22 protein-coding genes, 1 rRNA gene and 2 other annotated features (1 of these 25 only partly in view) are annotated in these 20,233 nt (G+C 41.0%); of the genes, 1 reads left to right on the top strand and 22 read right to left on the bottom strand.

The window, feature by feature from the left end; genetic code table 11:
• Positions 1–89: a sequence feature (ribosomal protein L10 leader region), on the bottom strand; it reaches 47 nt to the left of the window's first position.
• A gap of 43 nt (positions 90–132) precedes the next feature.
• The 21 genes from rplA to E2L03_RS06065 form a co-directional block, all read right to left on the bottom strand.
• Positions 133–828: a 50S ribosomal protein L1 gene (gene rplA / locus E2L03_RS06165; protein ID WP_038475767.1), complete on the bottom strand. Its 696-nt coding sequence runs from the start codon at positions 826–828 to the stop codon at positions 133–135.
• A 98-nt stretch (positions 829–926) separates the two neighbouring features.
• The gene (gene rplK, locus E2L03_RS06160; protein ID WP_035395631.1) at positions 927–1,352 is read right to left on the bottom strand and encodes a 50S ribosomal protein L11; all 426 of its coding nucleotides are present in this window, start codon (positions 1,350–1,352) and stop codon (positions 927–929) included.
• A gap of 158 nt (positions 1,353–1,510) precedes the next feature.
• On the bottom strand, positions 1,511–2,047 hold the full coding sequence (gene nusG, locus E2L03_RS06155) for a transcription termination/antitermination protein NusG (protein WP_035395629.1): 537 nt from the start codon (positions 2,045–2,047) through the stop codon (positions 1,511–1,513).
• A gap of 48 nt (positions 2,048–2,095) precedes the next feature.
• Positions 2,096–2,287, bottom strand: coding sequence for a preprotein translocase subunit SecE (gene secE / locus E2L03_RS06150; protein ID WP_035395626.1), 192 nt, complete (start codon positions 2,285–2,287; stop codon positions 2,096–2,098).
• Positions 2,288–2,359: 72 nt separating this feature from the next.
• Positions 2,360–2,488, bottom strand: coding sequence for a 50S ribosomal protein L33 (rpmG, locus tag E2L03_RS06145; protein WP_371836654.1), 129 nt, complete (start codon positions 2,486–2,488; stop codon positions 2,360–2,362).
• A gap of 132 nt (positions 2,489–2,620) precedes the next feature.
• Complete coding sequence (sigH, locus tag E2L03_RS06140; protein ID WP_038475763.1) at positions 2,621–3,286, bottom strand: RNA polymerase sporulation sigma factor SigH; 666 nt, start codon at positions 3,284–3,286, stop codon at positions 2,621–2,623.
• A gap of 86 nt (positions 3,287–3,372) precedes the next feature.
• Entirely contained in the window at positions 3,373–3,882 is a 510-nt protein-coding gene (locus E2L03_RS06135; RefSeq protein ID WP_038475760.1) for an NYN domain-containing protein, read from the bottom strand.
• Between the two features lies 1 nt (position 3,883).
• Positions 3,884–4,726 (bottom strand): 23S rRNA (guanosine(2251)-2'-O)-methyltransferase RlmB, encoded by an 843-nt coding sequence (gene rlmB, locus E2L03_RS06130; protein WP_078440281.1) that lies wholly within the window; start codon positions 4,724–4,726, stop codon positions 3,884–3,886.
• Positions 4,723–5,124 carry a Mini-ribonuclease 3 gene (locus E2L03_RS06125; protein WP_038484994.1) on the bottom strand — a complete coding sequence of 134 codons (402 nt, stop codon included), beginning with the start codon at positions 5,122–5,124 and terminating at the stop codon, positions 4,723–4,725. Before E2L03_RS06125 ends, rlmB begins: the two co-directional genes overlap by 4 nt.
• Positions 5,125–5,137: 13 nt before the next feature.
• Positions 5,138–6,532: a cysteine--tRNA ligase gene (gene cysS, locus E2L03_RS06120; protein WP_038475757.1), complete on the bottom strand. Its 1,395-nt coding sequence runs from the start codon at positions 6,530–6,532 to the stop codon at positions 5,138–5,140.
• Between the two features lie 34 nt (positions 6,533–6,566).
• Positions 6,567–7,223, bottom strand: coding sequence for a serine O-acetyltransferase (cysE, locus tag E2L03_RS06115; RefSeq protein WP_038484991.1), 657 nt, complete (start codon positions 7,221–7,223; stop codon positions 6,567–6,569).
• A 60-nt stretch (positions 7,224–7,283) separates the two neighbouring features.
• Positions 7,284–7,502: a binding site (T-box leader), on the bottom strand.
• 7 nt (positions 7,503–7,509) lie between these two features.
• Positions 7,510–8,973 carry a glutamate--tRNA ligase gene (gene gltX / locus E2L03_RS06110; RefSeq protein ID WP_055736633.1) on the bottom strand — a complete coding sequence of 488 codons (1,464 nt, stop codon included), beginning with the start codon at positions 8,971–8,973 and terminating at the stop codon, positions 7,510–7,512.
• Positions 8,974–9,041: 68 nt separating this feature from the next.
• Positions 9,042–9,518 (bottom strand): 2-C-methyl-D-erythritol 2,4-cyclodiphosphate synthase, encoded by a 477-nt coding sequence (gene ispF, locus E2L03_RS06105; protein ID WP_055736632.1) that lies wholly within the window; start codon positions 9,516–9,518, stop codon positions 9,042–9,044.
• On the bottom strand, positions 9,493–10,206 hold the full coding sequence (ispD, locus tag E2L03_RS06100) for a 2-C-methyl-D-erythritol 4-phosphate cytidylyltransferase (protein WP_055736631.1): 714 nt from the start codon (positions 10,204–10,206) through the stop codon (positions 9,493–9,495). Before ispD ends, ispF begins: the two co-directional genes overlap by 26 nt.
• Before the next feature lie 97 nt (positions 10,207–10,303).
• Positions 10,304–11,410 carry a PIN/TRAM domain-containing protein gene (locus E2L03_RS06095; RefSeq protein ID WP_055736630.1) on the bottom strand — a complete coding sequence of 369 codons (1,107 nt, stop codon included), beginning with the start codon at positions 11,408–11,410 and terminating at the stop codon, positions 10,304–10,306.
• A 154-nt stretch (positions 11,411–11,564) separates the two neighbouring features.
• Positions 11,565–12,638, bottom strand: a complete 1,074-nt coding sequence (disA, locus tag E2L03_RS06090) for a DNA integrity scanning diadenylate cyclase DisA (protein WP_038475741.1) — start codon at positions 12,636–12,638, stop codon at positions 11,565–11,567.
• Between the two features lie 5 nt (positions 12,639–12,643).
• Positions 12,644–14,017 (bottom strand): DNA repair protein RadA, encoded by a 1,374-nt coding sequence (gene radA, locus E2L03_RS06085; RefSeq protein ID WP_038475738.1) that lies wholly within the window; start codon positions 14,015–14,017, stop codon positions 12,644–12,646.
• A gap of 107 nt (positions 14,018–14,124) precedes the next feature.
• Entirely contained in the window at positions 14,125–16,578 is a 2,454-nt protein-coding gene (gene clpC, locus E2L03_RS06080; protein ID WP_038475735.1) for an ATP-dependent protease ATP-binding subunit ClpC, read from the bottom strand.
• A gap of 30 nt (positions 16,579–16,608) precedes the next feature.
• Positions 16,609–17,679: a protein-arginine kinase McsB gene (gene mcsB / locus E2L03_RS06075; protein WP_038475732.1), complete on the bottom strand. Its 1,071-nt coding sequence runs from the start codon at positions 17,677–17,679 to the stop codon at positions 16,609–16,611.
• Complete coding sequence (gene mcsA / locus E2L03_RS06070; protein WP_038475729.1) at positions 17,676–18,218, bottom strand: protein-arginine kinase activator protein McsA; 543 nt, start codon at positions 18,216–18,218, stop codon at positions 17,676–17,678. The genes mcsB and mcsA overlap by 4 nt, the downstream gene beginning before the upstream one ends.
• A 16-nt stretch (positions 18,219–18,234) precedes the next feature.
• The gene (locus E2L03_RS06065; RefSeq protein WP_038475726.1) at positions 18,235–18,705 is read right to left on the bottom strand and encodes a CtsR family transcriptional regulator; all 471 of its coding nucleotides are present in this window, start codon (positions 18,703–18,705) and stop codon (positions 18,235–18,237) included.
• 204 nt (positions 18,706–18,909) lie between these two features.
• Between E2L03_RS06065 and E2L03_RS06060 the strand changes: the two genes are divergently transcribed.
• A complete protein-coding gene (locus tag E2L03_RS06060) occupies positions 18,910–19,389 on the top strand; it encodes an SRPBCC family protein (protein WP_038475723.1) in 480 nt (159 codons plus the stop codon).
• 394 nt (positions 19,390–19,783) lie between these two features.
• On the opposite strand, the gene rrf is transcribed toward E2L03_RS06060, so the two are convergent.
• Positions 19,784–19,899, bottom strand: a 5S ribosomal RNA gene (gene rrf / locus E2L03_RS06055).
• Positions 19,900–20,233: the final 334 nt, after the last annotated feature.

Raw genomic sequence — 20,233 nt, 5'->3', positions numbered from 1 at the left:
TCTAAATTACAAGAGATCTATTTGCTCACCTCGGTAGGATATTTAAGCGTACACGCTCCTACTGTCTACGGCATGACTATTTTAATCACAAGATAAAACTTACCACAACGTTACAACCCATGTCAAATGGAATTATTTAGAGTAAGCTGAAGTAACAACGCGGACACCAGGGCCCATTGTTGAAGCTACTGCAATGTTTTTAACATACGTTCCTTTTGCTGCAGCAGGCTTTACTTTGTGAAGTGTTTCAATAATTGTTTTGAAGTTATCTGTAAGCTTCGCTGAGTCAAATGAAACTTTACCAATTGGTACATGAATGTTTCCAGACTTATCAACGCGGTATTCTACTTTACCAGCTTTGATTTCTTCAACAGCTTTTGTTACATCAAATGTAACTGTTCCTGTTTTCGGGTTCGGCATAAGACCTTTTGGTCCAAGCACACGACCAAGACGACCAACTTGAGCCATCATGTCAGGAGTTGCAACGATAACATCAAAGTCAAACCAACCTTGGTTGATTTTGTTGATTAAATCATCTTCTCCAACGAAGTCTGCTCCAGCTGCTTCAGCTTCTTTCGCTTTCTCACCTTTAGCAAATACAAGAACACGTTGTGTCTTACCAGTTCCGTGAGGAAGCACAACTGCTCCACGGATTTGCTGGTCTGCTTTTTTAGGATCAACGCCAAGACGAACAGCAACTTCTACTGTTTCATCAAACTTAGCGATCGATGTTTTTTTCACTAATTCGATAGCTTCTTCTGCTTGGTATGACGCATCGCGATCAACAAGCTTCAAAGCGTCTGTATATTTCTTACCTTTTTTAGCCATTCTATTTCCTCCTCGTATGTGGTTTTAACGGAAAGTCCTCCCACTATTTGAAAGGCTGCGACCCATATGTGAGCGCAACCTCTCAGCAAACGAACCAATTAGTCTTCAATCACAATACCCATGCTGCGGGCAGTACCCTCAACCATGCGCATAGCCGCTTCAACAGAAGCCGCGTTTAAATCAGGCATTTTTGTTTCAGCGATTTCTTTTACTTTATCGCGTTTAACAGTCGCAACTTTGTTACGGTTTGGCTCACCAGAACCTGATTCGATTCCTGCTGCTTTCTTTAAAAGAACTGCAGCTGGTGGCGTTTTTGTGATAAATGTAAAAGAACGGTCTTCAAATACAGTAATTTCTACTGGAATGATAAGACCTGCTTGGTCTGCTGTACGAGCATTAAATTCTTTACAGAATCCCATGATATTTACACCTGCTTGACCTAGTGCTGGTCCAACTGGTGGTGCCGGATTAGCTTTACCTGCAGGGATTTGTAGCTTAACCATTTTAATTACCTTTTTAGCCACGTGACATACCTCCTTAAGTCCGTGATGTGGTTACCCGGATATGTCAAATTTCATATCCTCCCACTCAAAAAGACGGATGCAAAAACATCCGACTGTATAGTACATGTCATACTAAACATTAAGATTCTATCACTTAAAAAACAATGGCGCAAGTTTTTTTAAGAAATCTTTTCAACTTGCGCAAATTCTAATTCAATTGGTGTTTCTCTACCGAACATGTTTACATGCACTTTTAGCTTCTGTTTATCTAGTTGAATCTCTTCAATCGTACCGACAAAGTCTGCAAATGGACCTGTTTTCACTTTAACAGACTCTTTAATTTCAAAGTCCACTTCCATAAGCTGTTCTTCCACGCCCATTTGTTTAAGGATGCGGTCAACTTCATCAGGCATAAGCGCTGTCGGTTTAGAACCTGCACCTGCTGATCCAACAAATCCAGTTACGCCTGGTGTGTTACGCACAACATACCATGAATCATCTGTCATAACCATTTCCACTAATACGTATCCAGGAAAGACTTTCTTTGTTACTTGTTTTGTTTTTCCGTTTTTCGTTTCCGTTTCTTCTTCAACCGGAACGAGCACGCGGAAAATGTGATCTGTCATTTCCATCGATTCCACACGTTTTTCTAGATTTGCTTTTACTTTGTTTTCATAACCTGAATACGTGTGTACTACAAACCAATTCTTTTCCATTTTTCAGGACAGCTGTCCTTCCCTCCTTTTAATCCAACTCAACCTTGCCTACTGTAAAAATCGTAATAAAAACGAAATGGCTTCGTCCACTAGGAAAAAGAAACCAACCATAATTGCGAGCGTTGCTAGTACAACTAATGTATATCGCGTAAGTTCTTTTCTTGTTGGCCATGAGACTCGCTTCATTTCTTTGCCTACATTACGAAGAAACGCCACAGGACCTTTTCTTTCATCAGCCATCTTGCTAGGAGCACCTCCATTAATCTCGATATCTCGAAAAAGAAACGTCCATAAAGACGTTTACTGAAAATGTTATTTTGTTTCTAAATGGAGCGTATGTTCATTGCATCGTTTGCAAAATTTCTTCATTTCTAATCGGGTGTGCGCATTATTGTCCGTTGGATACGAGTAGTTTCTCGCTTGACAACGTTCACAAGCCATTATACGTTTTTTCATATTCGTTCCACACCTCCGACGAATCCACATGCCCTTAGACTCTAGCACAGCTAGTACATAGTGTCAATCTATGGCAAAAGAAATAAAGAGCGTGACAGAAGTCAACGCCCTTATTCATTATAGCATGACGCTCTTTAATTCAACATAGCGTTCTAGCTTTCGCTTTACTCGTTGCAAGGCATTATCAATTGATTTCACGTGGCGCTTAAGATCCACAGAAATCTCTTGATAAGTCCGACCATCTAAATAAAGCATAAGTACTTGTCGTTCTAACTCACTTAAAATCTCACTCATCTTACCTTCAATAAACGAAAATTCCTCTCTGTTTATTAAAAGCGCTTCAGGATCAGTGATTCGATTCCCACAAATAACATCCATTAACGTTCGATCAGACTCTTCGTCATACAACGGCTTGTCCAATGAAACGTATGAATTAAGCGGAATGTGTTTCTGTCTTGTTGCTGTTTTAATCGCCGTGATAATTTGTCTAGTGATACATAGTTCAGCAAAAGCCTTGAACGAAGATAGCTTGTCCCCATTAAAATCTCTCACTGCTTTATAAAGCCCAATCATTCCTTCTTGAACAATGTCTTCGTGATCTGCACCAATTAGAAAATAAGATCGCGCTTTTGCCCTCACAAAATTACGATATTTTCCAATCAAGTGCTCTAATGCAAGTGTATTGCCTGTTCGAACTTCGTTAATGAGCGAATCGTCTTCCCAGTTGACAAATGGATTTTCTTGAAACCTTACTGCGACTTCTTCTACTAGACCTGCACCCAAACTAATCACTCCTCGCGATTGCATAGACATAATGTTGTGAAAAGTTATACACATTATATAGCACATTTTTCTAGCAGGTCAACAGCTTATTTGTCTCCTCGACGCCATTTTTCAAAAATTTCAGCAACTTCCTCTGATAAGCTAATTTTCGACGATTCCTGCACTAATTTTGTCTTTTGTACCATCTTGTTGATTCGCTTTGAAGCAAGTTCCGTTTCCACCATTAGCTCATTTGCTGATTTCCGCAACGCTCCACTACCAAATATAACCGACTGCTCTGCCATATCAGAAGTAGCGACATAGATTGTTCGATCAATTCTTTTTAATTCCCGCGCTAGCTTTTCTATCCGTTCGTCTGCTGTTTCTTTATTCTTTGTATATAGTACATCCACTCTATGGGTATGATACGCCTTTCCAATACCAGACACCATGTGTGCATCAAAGATGACTTTCACGTTAAAGCCAGTATAAGCTGCATATTCAGCGAGCATGTCAACGAGCTTGTCCCTTGCTTGACCTAAATCTTTTACTTTAAGGCGCTGCAATACAGGCCACGCTCCGATCATGTTATAGCCATCAACGAGCAGAATGTTCATCTTAGTTTAGTCCTTTTCGTTTCCTGAACACTTCATACATTAATAGACTTGCAGCAACCGAAGCATTGAGAGACGTCACATGACCAACCATAGGGATTTGCAATAGAAAGTCACACTTCTCTTTCACTAATCGACTAATCCCTTTTCCTTCACTGCCAATGACAAGACCTAACGGCATATCAAAAGAACCTTGATGGTAATCTTGTTCACCTTTTGCATCGGTACCTGCAAACCATAAGCCACGTTTCTTTAAATCATCCATTGTTCTTGGAATATTTGTCACACGTACAACTGGAATATACTCAATGGCACCCGTTGAAGATTTTGCCACCGTTTGTGTGAGGCCAACTGCACGTCGCTTCGGGATGATAATACCGTGTGCCCCAACGGCGTCAGCTGTTCGCATAATCGAACCTAGGTTATGTGGGTCTTCAATTTCATCAAGGATAAGAAAGAACGGTTCTTCCCCTTTCTCTTTCGCTTTCCCAAACAGATCATCTATTTCCGCATACCGATAGGCAGCAATTGAAGCGACAACACCTTGGTGGTTTTGGTGCCCAACTAGTTGATCAAGCTTCTTTTTAGGGGCAGTTTGTACAAGAATATTTTTTTCCTTTGCTGACTGAATAATCGAGGTCATTTGACCACGCTGCGATCCTTCCCCAATCCATACTTTATGAATCTCTCTTCCCGATTTTAATGACTCAATGACCGGGTTTTTTCCTGTCACAAACTCACTTTGGGGATCATTCACTGGCTCAGCTGGTTGTTGGGGTCGTGGTCGTTTTCGTTGGTTTAACTGAGGTTTTTCTTTTTTCACGTTTGTCCGTTCTTTCTTTTTCATGAAGACTGCCCTCCTTTATCTTTAATAATTTGAATCGATTGACTTAGCAACTGTTCGAGTCGATCTGTTTCTTCAAGAACATATAAATAGCCTAAAAGCGCCTCAAATCCTGTTGAATTTTTGTAAGTTGCAACGTCTGTGTTTTTAGGGATTGTGTGTGATTTAGCATTTCTACCTCTTTTTATGACAGCAAAATCTGCGTCTGTCAACAAACCCCGATTCTCTAATTCATGCAGAATGTAAGACTGTGCCTTTGCGGAAACATACGTCGTAGCTGCACGATGCAGCTTATTCGGACGTACTGCCCCTTCTTTGAGAAGCTCAAATCGAACACGCTTCTCAAAGACGGCATCCCCCATATAGGCTAAGGCTAAACCATTCAACTGTTTCCATTCCATTTTTGATTTCACGTTATCCTCGTTTCCACCTTACACCTTGAGGCGTATCTTCTAACAAGATTTTCTTTTCTTTTAATAGGTCTCGAATCTCATCTGCACGGGCAAAGTTTCTTGATTTTCGAGCTTCATTCCGTTCTTGGATAAGCGCTTCAACCTCATCATCTACCAGTTCCTCTGCATGAGTCAGTTCCAAGCCAAGTACGTTGCTTATCTCTTCAAACAGCTTCAAAAATGCTTCCAAAACGCGCTTAGATGTTTGCGCCTCGCTCGTATAAACGTTTGCTTCTTTAGCTAAATCAAATAGGACACTTATCGCATTTGCACTATTAAAATCATCATCCATTTCCTTTATAAAACGCTGTTTATAGGACGCAATCTTTTCCAACCAATCATCACTTTTCCCTAAATCCACCGTTTCATTTAAACGATGCTGGATATTTGTAACCGCATTTTTTAAACGGTCAAGACTTGTTACTGCACTTGTTAACAATTCGTCACTAAAGTTTATTGGCGTACGATAGTGAGTGGACAACATAAAGTAGCGCACGACTTCTGCCGGGAATTGTTGAATGATGTCATGTGCTAACACAAAGTTGCCAAGAGATTTCGACATTTTCTCGTTATTAATGTTAACAAATCCATTATGCATCCAATAATTTGCTAATGTTTTTCCTGTTAGTGCCTCTGATTGGGCAATTTCATTTTCATGATGGGGAAACGTTAAATCTTTTCCGCCTGCATGGATGTCGATGGTGTCACCTAAATTTTTTCGAATCATTGCTGAACATTCAATATGCCACCCAGGTCGTCCATTCCCCCATGGACTTTCCCACGATATTTCGTCTGGCTTAGCTGCTTTCCACAAAACGAAGTCAACCGCATCTTCTTTGCGTTCATCTACACCAATTCGTGCTCCACTTCGCAATTCATTTATTGATTGGCCCGAGAGCTTTCCGTAATCATCAAACTTCCTTGTTCGAAAATAAACATCCCCACCGGCTTCGTAAGCAAATCCTTTTTCTTCAAGTTGTTTAATAAAATCAATAATGTCATCCATTGTCTCGGTTACACGAGGATGAAGATCTGCTTTTTTCACATTTAATGCGGCAGTATCTGTGTGGTACGCTTCAATAAATCGTTCTGCTACATCAAAAACTTCTTCACCAAGTTCTTGTGCAGCACGAATAATTTTATCATCGACGTCTGTGAAATTTGAGATGAACGTGACATCAAAACCACGATACGTTAAATAACGTCGGACCATATCGTACACAATAGGTGGTCTGGCATTTCCAATGTGTATAAAATTGTAAACTGTCGGTCCGCAGAAATACATCTTTACTTTCCCAGGAACCATCGGCTTAAATTCTTCTTTTTTATTCGTTAAGCTATTATAGATTCTTAACATGGTAAACTTCCTTTCCAATATCCGTTATGACTGCTTAATGGATTGACCCGTTTTTTTCCTCCGAAAGCCGAACACATTCATGTTTTAAACGCTGAATTTCTTTTTCCATTTCTGAAATACTGTCTGCAATGGGATCGGGTAATGAATGGTCTAATGTATGCGCTGAAGCAACTTTCTTTCCGTTTTTAATGACAATTTTCCCTGGAATACCAACAACAGTTGAATAGGCAGGCACTTCATTTAAAACAACTGAGCCTGCTCCGATTCGAGCTTGCTCTCCAATTGTAAAAGACCCTAGCACTTTTGCTCCTGTGGCAATAAGTGCCCCGTCTTTCACTGTAGGATGCCTCTTGCCTTTTTCTTTCCCTGTACCGCCTAACGTGACTCCTTGAAAAATGGTGACATCATTTCCTATCTCACATGTTTCACCAATGACAACACCCATACCATGATCAATAAAAAGTCTTTCTCCAATTTGGGCAGCAGGATGGATTTCTATACCCGTCAAAAAACGCGTAAACTGAGAAAGCAATCGAGCTAGGAAAAAACAGCCTCTTTTCCATAGCGCATGAGCGATGCGGTGCCCCCATACCGCATGCACACCTGAGTACGTAAAAATAATTTCTAATCGGTTTCTTGCTGCAGGATCTCGATCAAATACAACGTCTATGTCACTAAGCATGGTACGCATTAAACTCAAACAATTCCCCTCCTTTTTGTCACAATAAAAAACCTCCGTACCTACAGTAGGTACAGAGGCACAAGATTGCACGGTTCCACTCTGTTTTCCAGGCAAAAACCTGGATCTCTCTAACCTTAACGTGGTCTGCCGCTCACTCCTACTACGCATATGCATTCAAAGCAAGACTCCTGGGTGCATGTTCAACACATTCCTTCTAAATGACTTCCAGCCCTTGGTCATTCTCTCTGTAAAATTCCTGTGCTTACTTTTCCCAATCATCATGTATAGCTATATGTTATTGTTGGACCGCTTCTTGTAAACGACTTGTCACTACCGCTTTGCCTAACAGCTCAATCGTATCTCCAAGCTCTGGTCCGTGGGTTTGACCGCTCACAGCCGCACGAATTGGCATAAATAATTTCTTTCCTTTTTGCCCTGTTGCTTTTTGTGTCGCTTTAATCGCCTTCTTAATCTCTGGCACTGTAAATTCTTCTAACTGGTCAAGTTCTTTCGCAAATTGCTCTAAGACTTCTGGTACTTGCTCTTCTGCTAGAACTGCTTTTGCGTCTTCTGTATAATCTACGTCTTTCTTGAAAAATTGTTCCGTTAGCGTGACAATCTCTGCACCGTACTGCATTTGCTCTTGATAAAGACCGATAAGACGCTTCGCCCATTCGAGACGCTCTTCACCCATATTTTCAGAAACACGACCACTTGAAATTAAGTGTGGTAGCGCTAAATCAATTACTTCATCAAGGTCTGCTTCTTTAATATACTGGTTGTTCATCCATGCAAGCTTATCCGTATCAAACACAGCAGGAGCTTTCGACACGCGGTCAAGTGTAAATTGTTCTTCTAATTGCTTTAATGTGAAGATCTCCTCTTCTCCCACTGGCGACCACCCTAATAAAGCTAAGAAGTTGACAATCGCTTCTGGCATATAGCCAAGCTCCTTATACTGTTCAACAAATTGAATAATCGATTCATCTCGCTTACTCATTTTCTGGCGATTCGGGTTAAGAATAAGGGACGCATGTGCAAAAGTTGGTACTTCCCAACCAAATGCTTCAAACAACAGAATCTGTCTTGGTGTATTCGATAAATGCTCTTCTCCGCGAATAACATGGCTAATCTTCATTAGGTGGTCATCCACAACAACCGCAAAATTATACATTGGCACGCCATCTTTACGAGCAATAACGAAATCGCCAATTCCATTCGAGTCAAACGACACTTCTTCACGTACAGAATCATGAAACGTAATCATCTGATCTTGTGGTACTTTAAAACGGACAACAGGCTTGATTCCTTTCGCCTCGTATGCTTGACGCTGCTCTGCTGTTAAATCCCTATCACGGCCGCTATATTTTGGCATTTCCCCACGTGCTTTCTGCGCTTCACGTTCTGCTTCAAGCTCGTCTTCCGTCATATAACAATAATACGCTTTCCCTTCATCTACTAACTGCTGAATATAGTCTTTATAAAGATGAACACGCTCCATCGAGCGATAAGGACCGTATTCGCCGTGCTCTGTATCAACACTTTCATCCCACTGAATACCAAGCCATTTTAAGCTATCCATTAGTTTTTCAGTTGCCGTTTCAACATTTCTCGCTTGATCTGTATCTTCAATTCGAAGTACAAATGTCCCATTTGTATGCTTCGCCATTAAATAGTTAAACAATGCCGATCTCGCTCCGCCAATATGTAAATGCCCTGTTGGACTTGGAGCAAACCGTACCCGTACTTCTTTTGCCATGTCGTTGCACTCCTCTAGCTCTTATTCTGAATCATTCTAGCATGTTCTCCTACGAAAACAAAGGTGGATTACTTTTTTATTAGTAAAATAACCGCTTGCGCCGCAATACCCTCTTCGCGACCGACAAAGCCTAACTTTTCTGTCGTTGTTGCCTTTAATCCAACATTTGCAATGTCTGTTTCGAGCAATTGAGCAATTTGTTCTCGCATCGGATCAATATAAGGTGCCAGCTTAGGTTTTTGCGCCATAACCGTACAATCGACGTTTCCTAACGTGTACCCTGCTTCTTTTACCAATTTCCAAACATCTTGTAAAAGCACCTTTGAATCAGCATCCTTAAACGCATCATCGGTATCAGGGAAATGCTTCCCCAAGTCACCTGCCGCAATGGCTCCAAGGGCAGCATCGGTTATCGTGTGTAGTAGCACATCTGCGTCAGAATGACCAAGTAACCCTTTATCGTGAGGAATATCAATTCCTCCTAATAGAAGAGGCCGCCCCTCTACTAATTGATGCACATCATACCCTTGTCCGATTCGAATCATGTTCTCTGTTCTCCTTTGTTCTTATAATCGTCTCAGCAAATAATAGGTCTTCTGCTGTGGTTAATTTAATATTTAGGTAGTCACTCTCCACAATAGCGACACGCTTTCCTTGCCGTTCTAATAAACTAGCATCATCGGTCCCAAGAGCGTTAGCTGCTCTCGCTTGCTGGTGCGCATTTACAATTAAGTCATACTGAAAACCTTGTGGTGTTTGAGCAGCCCATAACTGAGTTCTCTGCACAGTTTCACACACTGTACCTTCTGTAACTTTTTTTATTGTATCTTTCACTGGAACAGCCGCAATGGCCCCACCTTGCTTTGCAGCTTCTGCCGCCACTGCATGAATAACCTTCTGAGAAACAAATGGCCGAGCCCCATCATGAATGAGTACAATCGTAGAAGGTTCCATTGCCTCAAGCGCTGCATACACACTGTCTTGCCTTTCCTTCCCTCCAATAACAATCTGTTCAATTTTCTTTAAGGTAAACGATTGTACAAGGTTCTGCATCGTTTCTCTCTCTTCTTCACTGACAACGAGAATGATTCCTTTACAGCAGGTATCCTGTTCAAATAAACGTAAAGAATGAACAATAAGCGGTATTGCGTTTAGCTTAATAAGCTGTTTATTAAAACCAGCATTCATTCGTTTTCCTTGACCTGCAGCTAAGACAATTGCTTTATAATCCATCATAATCTCCTTCAATTATTCCTTATTCGTAGTTTACCATGGAAGCTACAATTGCTCAAAAAACCCGCCCTTTTTGAAGGACGGGTTTAAGAAATGGTTACTGTGCTTTTTCTAAAGACTTTGGCTTTGCAAAAATCATCCGACCGGCACTCGTTTGCAGTACACTTGTAACGGTCACATCTGTATGCTTATTAATCCACTCTCGCCCACCTTCAACGACAATCATTGTTCCATCATCTAAATAGGCGACGCCTTGGTGATGTTCTTTTCCTTCTTTAATTACATGAACGCTTAAGACCTCTCCAGGTAAAACGACTGGCTTTACTGCATTGGCTAAATCATTAATGTTTAACACTTGTACACCTTGCAGTTCACACACTTTATTCAGGTTAAAATCATTTGTAACAACCATTCCAGATGTTACTTTTGCTAACTTTACAAGCTTGCTATCGACCTCTTGTATCTCTTCGAAATCCCCTTCATAGATCTCCACATCAATAGGGAGCTCTTTTTGAATGCGATTTAGTATATCAAGACCTCTTCTACCCCGATTTCGTTTTAATGCATCGGATGAGTCAGCAATATATTGCAATTCATCTAGTACAAATTGCGGAATAACAAGCGTCCCTTCTAAAAACCCTGTTTGACAAATGTCGGCGATTCGTCCATCAATAATGACGCTCGTATCAAGAATCTTCAGATGTTGACCTTGCTTACCCTCATTCTCTTCCTGGTCTTTTTTCTTTTGATTGTCTCGCTCTCTTGGGATACGCATGGATTGGATGAATTGAACCATATCATCACGCTTTTTAAAGCCAATTTGGAAGCCAAGATAGCCAACCAAAATGGTAATAAAACTTGGCAAGATGTTACTGATGACAAGTAAATTTAATGCATTTAACGGCGTACCAGCTAGATACCCAACAATTAAGCCGATAATAAGACCTATTGATCCAGTTATAACGTCTGCTATTGGCGCTTTCACTATCGTTTCTTCGACCATTTTGAAAAAATTAACAATATAACGTGCGATAAACAACGATACGATAAAAAATAGTAGTGCACCGATGGTCGCTCCTGTATATGGGGTATCTAACCAAGTGGGTACGTTATAGCCTGTCGCATCGAATAACTCCGGAATAAAAAAGATACCTAAAGTAGCTCCGGCTAGTATAAAAAAGATTTGAATAATCCATTTAAGCATGCATGTATACACCTCCTTGTAGCTATTATAGACAAGTATACAACTCTCAAACCTAGCAAACTGTATTTCCCACAAAAAAACATGAAATCTTGAATTATACAAGATTAACGTTTTAATTTAGACACAAAAAGAAGGGTTCTCCCCTTCTTTTTGTTTAAATGTGTCGGTCGACAAACAACTGTTCCTGTATACGACTTAAACCGTTTTTAATCATTTTTGCCCGCGCTTCACCAATTCCATCAACTTCGTCCAGTTGCTCAACCGTTGCTACCATAACGCTTGATAAGTGACCATATTCATTAATAACATTTTCAATAATTTGAGACGGCAATCTCGGAATACGGTGCAAGATTCTGTACCCTCTAGGCGAAGCTGCTTGATCAAGAATATTCGTTGCTCGTCCAAACCCTAGCGCTTTGATGATCGCTTGTTCATCGAGCAAATCTTCATTCAATAAACTCGTTAAATCTGCTAATGTTTTCGTAACGTCTTGATGGCGATCTTTTGAATAATCTTTTAACAAATGGATGGCTTCTTGCTCGGTATTGGATACAAGCTCCTTGAGCTGCATCGTAATGAGACGCCCTTCGTCGCCTAACTCCAAAATAAAGTTTTGAATTTCTTGCTTAATGCGTAACACCATTTGAATTCGATGAATCACTTGTACCACATCGCTATACGTTACAAGCTGCTCAAATTCCATAGCTCCTAAATTCGTAATACTTTGATCCAGTACAGCACGATATTTTTCTAGTGTCTGAATGGCTTGATTTGCTTTTGTCAAAATGACACCAATGTCCTTTAGTGCATATCGGTGCTCACCTTGATAAAGTGTAATCACATTTCTTCTTTGAGAGATGGAGATTGTTAGATTCCCTGTTTGCTTTGCGACACGTTCAGCAGACCGATGGCGAATTCCCGTTTCACTTGATGTAATATTGTTGTTAGGAACAAGCTGGGTATTTGCATACAAAATTCGTTTTCCGTCTTCACTTAGAATAATGGCACCATCCATCTTTGCTAACTCATATAAATAAGCGGGTGAAAAATCACTATTGATAAAAAAGCCACCATCAACAATATTCATCATTTCATTGTTATAGCCTAGGACAATCAAGCCACCTGTATTGGCACGCAATACATTATCAATCCCTGCTCGCAAAGGGGTTCCAGGCGCCACTAATTTTAATATATTCTGGATAAAAGCTGTTCGATTTCTTTCTTCCATTCTCTCTACCTCCCTAATGCAACATCGAGCGCTTTATCAAGAGTTGGAACACCTACGACCTCAATGCCATCTGGTACGGTCCAACCACCTAAATTCTTTTCCGGTATAATAACTCGTTTAAAACCTAGTTTAAATGCTTCATTAACTCGTTGTTCAATTCTCGATACTCGTCTAATCTCACCGGTCAGTCCCACCTCACCAATGGCTACATCCATCGGTTCTGTAGGCTGATTACGAAAACTTGATGCGATACTTAAAGCAATAGCAAGATCAATGGCTGGCTCATCTAGCTTCACACCACCGGCAACCTTTAAATAGGCGTCTTGGTTTTGTAAAAGCATCCCTACCCGCTTTTCAAGAACAGCCATTATGAGAGATACCCGGTTGTGATCTAAGCCTGTTGCCATCCTTCTTGGATTCCCAAAGCCCATCGGGGAGATTAATGCTTGTAATTCAACAAGAACAGGTCGGGTTCCTTCCATCGATGCCACCACAACCGAGCCAGCTGCTCCTTGTGACCGTTCCTCAAGAAAGATTTCTGATGGGTTCAAGACTTCCTCTAAACCAAGCTCTTTCATTTCGAAAATACCCATTTCATTTGTGGAGCCAAATCGGTTTTTCACCGCTCTTAAAATACGGTACGTGTGGTGTCGTTCCCCTTCAAAATACAAGACCGAGTCTACCATATGCTCAAGCAGCTTCGGACCTGCGATGGATCCTTGTTTTGTCACATGCCCAACAATAAAGACTGCGGTGCCTCTTGTTTTAGCAATGCGCATAAACGTTGCTGTGCATTCGCGCACTTGCGCAACACTTCCTGGAGCAGAGGTTATATCCTCTTGATACACGGTTTGAATCGAATCAATAATAACTAACGAAGGTTGCACTTCATCAATAGCTTGTTCAATGAGTGACACATCTGTCTCAGCGAGTACGTATAAATCTTCAGAAGTTAGTTCTAAGCGATCTGCTCTTAGCTTCGTTTGTTTAACCGACTCTTCTCCTGAAATATAAAGAACTCGTTCTTTCGTATTTGCTAATTTCGCAGATAGTTGCAATAGTAGCGTTGACTTTCCAATACCCGGGTCGCCACCTACTAAAACAAGTGAACCCGGAACGATGCCTCCACCAAGCACTCGGTTTAATTCTGGCATCGTTGTGCTAACCCGAGGCTCTTTTTCCCCAACCACTTTAGTAATAGGCTGTGCTTTATGCACAGTCGTTCCAGATGTTACATAACTTCTTGAACGCTGTTTCTCTTGAACGGCTTTTTCTTCAACGAGGGTATTCCAACTTTGACACCCTGGACACTTCCCCATCCACTTCGCTGACTCATAGCCACATTCTTGACAGACAAACTTTGTTTTTACTTTTGCCATCGCTTATTCCTCCGTTATATTCCACTACGCCAAGTGTACCAAAAACAAGGAAAAAACGCTTGATTTTTAAAAAAACCGGAGGCGAAATGTCCTCCGGTTTACCTAAATTATACGCTTGTTTCTTCTTTTGCTTCTACAGCAAGCTCTCCGTCTTTTACATAAATCACGGCTTTTTGTCCTTTAACAATCGTTCCTTTTAGCAATTCCTCAGACAAACGATCCTCTACTTCTTTTTGAAGTGCACGACGTAACGGGCGAGCACCATATTCAGGATCATAACCAGCCTCAGTAATTTTATCTTTTGCCTCTTCTGTTAGTTCAAAATCAATACCTTGTTCAGATAAGCGTTGTTTCAACTGATCCGCCATCATCGTAATAATTTCACGAACATGTTTTTTCTCAAGAGAATGGAACACAACGATTTCGTCGATTCGGTTTAAAAATTCAGGTCTAAAGCTGTTTTTAAGCTCAGACATAACCCGATCCTTCATGTCTTTATATTCTTGACCTTCTGTTTCCGTTGAGAAGCCAAGATATTTATTCCGTTTTAATTGAGAAGCGCCAACGTTTGACGTCATAATCACAGCCGTATTTCTGAAGTCAACCGTTCTCCCTTTCGAATCGGTTAAACGACCATCCTCTAAGACTTGTAGCAAGATGTTGAACACATCAGGATGCGCTTTTTCGATTTCGTCTAATAAAATCACCGAATAAGGTTTACGACGAATTTTTTCTGTTAATTGACCGCCTTCTTCGTGTCCAACGTAGCCAGGAGGAGAACCAACAAGACGACTCGTTGCGTGCTTCTCCATATACTCTGACATATCGATACGAATAACGGAATCTTCGTCACCGAATAACGTCTCTGCCACTGCACGAGCTAATTCCGTTTTACCTACACCCGTTGGCCCTAGGAAGATAAACGATCCAATGGGACGCTTCGGATCTTTTAAACCAGCTCTCGCACGACGCACCGCTTTTGAAATGGATTTAACGGCTTCTTCTTGACCAACAATCCGATCATGCAGAATGCTTTCCATTTTCAACAAACGTTCTGTCTCTTCTTCCGCTAGCTTCGAAACCGGAATTCCTGTCCAACTCGCTACAACTTGAGCAATATCTTCAACAACAACTTCGGTATTCTCCTGACCTTGCTTTTTCTTCCATTCATTCTTCATCTCTTCAAGCTCTTCACGAAGACGTTGCTCAGAATCACGGAGAGAAGCCGCTTTTTCAAACTCTTGGCTTTGTACAGAAGCATCTTTTTCTTTTCGCGTTTCTTCTAATTTCGCTTCTAATTCTTTTAAATTTGGAGGTGCTGTATATGAACGTAAACGTACTTTTGACGCCGCTTCATCAATTAAGTCAATCGCTTTATCTGGTAGAAAGCGATCCGAAATGTAACGATCTGAAAGCTTTACCGCTTCTTCCACAGCACTATCTGTAATGGTTACACGGTGATGAGCTTCGTAACGGTCACGCAAGCCGTACAAAATTTGAATGGATTCATCCAAGGTTGGCTCATCTACTTGAATCGGTTGGAAGCGTCGTTCAAGTGCAGCGTCCTTCTCAATGTACTTGCGGTACTCATCAAGGGTGGTAGCACCAATACATTGTAATTCGCCACGAGCTAATGACGGTTTTAAAATGTTGGAAGCATCAATCGCTCCTTCTGCACCGCCTGCTCCAATGAGTGTGTGCAGTTCATCAATAAATAAGATAACATTACCTGCTTGACGAATTTCGTCCATCACCTTTTTCAAACGATCCTCAAATTCACCACGGTATTTTGTTCCAGCTACTACCGTTCCCATATCCAGGGTCATTACACGCTTATTCCGTAACGTTTCAGGCACTTCATTCGCAATGATACTTTGAGCAAGACCTTCTGCAATCGCCGTTTTACCTACACCCGGCTCACCGATCAGAACAGGGTTGTTTTTTGTGCGGCGACTTAATACTTGAATCACTCGCTCTATTTCTTTCCCTCGCCCGATAACAGGATCAAGGGTTTCTTCACGGGCGATAGCCGTTAAATCACGAGCTAAGCTATCCAATGTTGGTGTATTTGCATTAGCAGCTGAGCCATTAGCCTGTGCTGAACTACCACCTTCATTGCTTCCAAGAAGTTGTAACACTTGCTGTCTTGCTTTATTCAGACTCACACCAAGGTTATTTAGAACTCGTGCCGCAACACCTTCTCCTTCACGAATTAACCCTAATAAGATATGTTCAGTACCTACATAGGAATGGCCAAGCTTTCTAGCCTCATCCATTGAAAGCTCAATTACTTTTTTCGCACGAGGGGTATAGTGTGGCGTGCTGTGTATACTCTTTTGTCCTTCTTGACCTTTTCCTACCAGCCCCTCCACTTCTTTTTGTAATTTATCTGAACCAAGTCCTAGCTGTTGTAAAGCCTTTGCCGCAATTCCTTCTCCTTCGCGAATTAAGCCTAAGAGAATGTGCTCTGTTCCAATATTGTGGTGACTTAAACGAATTGCCTCTTCTTGTGAAAGCGCTAATACCTTCTGTGCACGCTCAGAAAATCTTCCAAACATCATAAATGATGACACCTCCAAAGGATTGTATTACTAGTTCATGTATTCTAGCTTTAATCGTTCTCTAATTAAGGTTGCTCGCCTTTCGTCTCTTTGTTCAGGAGACAATACCGTTTCTGCGTACCTTTGCAAAAAGCCAGGCTGCGTGACAATCATGAGTTCATTTAAAATGCTTGCAGAAATGCCCTCAATCATGCCTAAGTCAATACCCAGTCTTACATCAGAGAGCCTTCTCGTTGCTTCTTTAGAGTCAATAATATGACTATGAGAAAGCACTCCTAATGACCGGTGAACGCGATCTGTTAACTTCAAATGCGAGTGATCCAATAAGGACCCTCTAGCAGCACGTTCTTGTTGAATTAATTGCTTCACCACGCCCTGTAGGTCCTCAATAATATCTTGCTCTGACTTCCCTAAAGTCATTTGATTGGATATTTGAAAAAGGTTCCCTAATGCTTCGCTACCTTCTCCATAAATTCCTCTAACCACCAGACCTAGTTGATTAATTGCCGGCAAGATTCGCTGTAGCTGTTGAGTGATGGCAAGAGCCGGTAGATGCATCATGACAGATGCTCTCATCCCTGTTCCAACATTTGTCGGACAACTCGTTAAGTACCCGTATTGTCTATCGTATGCATAAGTTAGGTGAGACTCCATCCAATCATCTAAAGAACTTGCAGCTTGGTACGTATGGTCCAAGTCAAAACCCGCTGTTAGCACTTGAATTCGAATATGATCTTCTTCATTTACCATGATACTTACCGATTCATCTTCACTTAACAAGACCGCACCGTGTTTTGATTGCTCAGCCAAGTGAGGACTAATTAAATGTTTTTCGACAAGAATTCGTTTATCGTTCGTTTTCATTTCGTCCATAGTTAGCATCTCAGCGTTTCCAAGAGCACTTGTTTGAGTGGAAGCTAGTGCCTCCTTTATAAATTGAGAGGCGGTGTAGGCTTCTTCCTTTGAGGAAAGAATAGGGAAGGTAAAGGCATTCATATTTCTTGCTAATCGTATTCGACTACTTAAAACAATATCCGATTCAATCCCGTCTTTCTTCATCCAAGGGCTAATCGCATGTTCTAAAAATTGATTTAAGCTCACCCCTCTTCCCCTCCTTCCTTAGGAATGTCTTTTTGCTTTGTTAAAGCTCTTATTTCATCACGTAATTCTGCAGCTTTCTCGAACTCTTCTTTTTGAATATGCTCATTTAGTATTTCTCGCATTTCTTCAATTCGCTGTTCAATCTGAATGGTTTCCCCAATGCGTTTGGGAATCTTACCACTATGCTTACTGTTTCCACCATGTACTCTTCTAAAAACAGAGGAAAGTTTTGGTGAATACGTCTCATAACAGCTTGCACAACCAAAACGACCAATATGAAGGAATTTCTCATAACTAAGTCCACAATTTGGACACGTTAATTCAGCTTTTGCACTTTGATCTCGTTGTGTAGCATTGCTATCGTCTGTATTGAATAAGCCTGAAAAAAGGTGATGGATCGAGAAACTGTCTGTCCCTGGTATCGCCTCGCCTTTTTCTCTTGCACACTGTTCACATACGTGCATCTCTGTTTTCTTTCCGTTAATAATTTTTGTAAAATGCAGTGTAGCTTGCCGCATATTACATTCTTGGCACACCATGATGATCACCTCTCAACTAGTGATTTTCCGTATATTTGAGCGTCTCTATCATTGCTTTTAAAAGATTAGCACGAACTTCATCTCGATGTTCTATTGTGGATTTGTAAAGCTCTCTCTCTAATATGCTAGACATGATTTTCGCCTCGCGTTTTGTAATCGCCTCTTCTTCATAAAGACGAAACACAATATTTTGCGCGGTTTGTTGGTCAATTTTCAAGCCAATTAAACTTTGCATATGATTAAATAAAGCGGCATCCTCATGTGACTCTACTTTCGTGATGCGAATATAACCGCCACCACCTCGCTTACTTTCCACTATATACCCTTTTTCCAAAGTAAAACGCGTACTAATTACATAATTAATTTGGGATGGCACACATTGAAACTGTTTCGCCAGTTCACTCCGCTTTATTTCCAACAATTCTTTTCCGCTACGAGTCAATGTCATTTTTAAATATTGTTCAATTAAGTCCGTTATATTACTCATCAATCAACCCTCCTAGGAAAGGACAACATTGACTTTGACTATATTTGACTATTAATAGCTTTATTATAAGCTGTTTAATTAAAAACTTCAACAACTAACTATCTCTATTATGACCAAGCCGACATCTTCTAGACTAGATTCCACTATCTTGTTTTAATTTTTTTTAAAAGGGTATTGTTTTTCCTGTTAGGAAGGTGCATATTTATGCGAGTGTACATGTTAAAACGCGAACAACTGTTAGCTATCTCTCTAGATGATGCTTGGGCTTTTTTTTCTAGTGCTGAAAATCTCCAAGCTATTACACCTAGTTATATGAAATTCACAATTACCAATTCTCCTGGAGAGCACATTTATCCAGGACAACTAATTACGTATAAGGTTAGCCCTCTACTTTCTATTCCTTTAACGTGGGTAACGGAAATTACTCAAGTAGTCGACCAATCTTATTTTATTGATGAACAACGATTTGGACCATTTAAGCTATGGCACCACCAGCATCATTTTTCAGAAACAGAAAAAGGTGTGAAGATGACTGACATCGTCCATTACAGCTTACCTTTTCACTTTATTGGACAGCTTGCACATTCGATAACCGTCAAGAGTCGATTAGAAGAAATTTTTGAGTATCGCTATAACATATTAGAAGAGAGGTTCAATAAGAAAACTGCGAATCACTTGTCTTAAACGGCTGTTTACTAAACGTCAAACCGCTTCACTGTGCGATCTGATCTGCCGAAGCGCAGCTCTTTTGCGCCTTTCTTTCTACGCAAAAAAAGACACCTTTTCAGGTGTCTTTCTCATTGCCTGGCAACGTCCTACAGCTCCACGGTGGTTTTCTTCGAGGGCGTTCCTCTTGTTGATGGGTTCCCGATGCTTCCCATGAGGCTTCACGAAAACAACCCTTTCGTCTCACAGGGGAAGCACGCTGCTTTCCTTCGATGTTTTTTCATGTTGTTCTTTTTTATTGTGCTCGTTTCATATGATTACTTTTTTGGTTGCCTCACTTCTGCCGAAGCGCAGCTCTTTTGCGCTTTTCTTTCTACGCAAAAAAAGACACCTTTTCAGGTGTCTTCTCATTGCCTGGCAACGTCCTACTCTCACAGGGGGAAGCCCCCAACTACCATCGGCGCAAAAGAGCTTAACGACCGTGTTCGGCATGGGAACGGGTGTGACCTCTTTGCTATTGCCACCAGACTTATTTTGACGTCAGATCAACGGTGAATCTCTTCGTCCTATTTGTGTCTTTCTGTCAGTCACGTACGCAAGTACGCTCCTTCCTTCAAGCACTTCTAGTCCTCGATCTTCTTGTTGCTCTTTGTAAAACTCATTCTAAAAGGGAATAGTCCCTTCTTGTTAAAAAGAATCGGTGATTCTTTCAAAACTAAATCCAATCATCATACTCAAACTCAAGAAATTTAGGATAAGCCCTCGACCGATTAGTATCAGTCCGCTCCATGTGTCGCCACACTTCCACTTCTGACCTATCAACCTCATCATCTCTAAGGGGTCTTACTGGCTTACGCCATGG

The organism is Shouchella oshimensis, from assembly GCF_004375095.1.
GTDB classification, from domain to species: Bacteria; Bacillota; Bacilli; order Bacillales; family Bacillaceae_D; genus Shouchella; species Shouchella oshimensis.
Note: the sequence above shows the minus strand (reverse complement) of the source record. Positions and strands in the feature narration are given on the sequence as shown.